General features: G+C 48.3%; 1 pseudogene. It reads left to right on the top strand.

Annotated elements, in window-relative coordinates:
• Positions 1-615: pseudogene (locus JKK62_RS17335) on the top strand (hypothetical protein); the annotation flags it as partial.
• Between the last annotated feature and the right edge of the window lie 356 nt (positions 616-971).

Below are 971 nucleotides of genomic sequence, written 5' to 3'. Positions count from 1 at the left end.
ATTGCCGGAAAGGTGCATGGTGATGATCCGTATGCGCTCTACCATTGGTGGCTGCGGCAGATCGGAGAGATAAAGGGCGGGCATCGGTATTTCTTTTTGATGTGCCTTGCTATCTATGCTTACAAATGCGGTGTGTCGAAGCAGCAGCTCCGGCAGGATATGAAAGAGGCTTTTGATGATCTGCAGATGGTGAAGCATGAGAACGCATTGACCGAGGAAGATATACGGAGTGCGCTGGAAGCCTACGACAAGGAGTATTACAATTTCACGATTTCCGATATTGAAGCTCTGACCGATGTTCGCATCGAGCGCAACAAGAGGAATGGTAGATCACAGAAAGAGCATTTGAAAAGAGCAAGGGCGGTGCAGGAAGTGGATTATCCTGGCGGCACATGGAGAAGAAAAGGGGCAGAAGAAAAGAAAGCGCAAGTCTATGCGTGGCGGCAGGAGCATCCAGAGGGACGCAAGGCCGATTGTCATAGGGACACCGGACTTGATCCGAAAACGATCCGCAAATGGTGGGACACCGTACCGGAGGGGCATATAACGGTCAAAATACGCCCATCACAGGCTTTGAGCGATCTGTTGGTGGAGGAATTTAAGAAAGGGCTGTAAACGCCCCAGAAACGCCCTACAAGGCGTTTTCGGGGCGGGTAAGGGTTTTTATATTACCCCACCGAAAACGAGGCTTGAAAACCGCGCGAAATAAGGCTTTTTCACCCCCTAAATGTACACGCTGCGGTGTTAGCATATAGAAAGCACTGTTCATAGAAAAGTTGCAAAAAAACATTTGCAATGCACTTGCAAATGTCACGAATATTGAATATAATATTAGTGCAAGCTAAAAATGACGAGGAAAGGAGTGCTATTATGGCTAAAGGAAATATGACGATAAGAATGGAGCCGGAGCTGAAAGCACAGGCGGCAGCTCTCTTTAAGTCCCTCGGAATGGATTTGAGTACGGCAACGGG

Source organism: Ruminococcus difficilis, from assembly GCF_016680995.1.
This window is presented reverse-complemented; position numbering and strand designations above follow the sequence as displayed.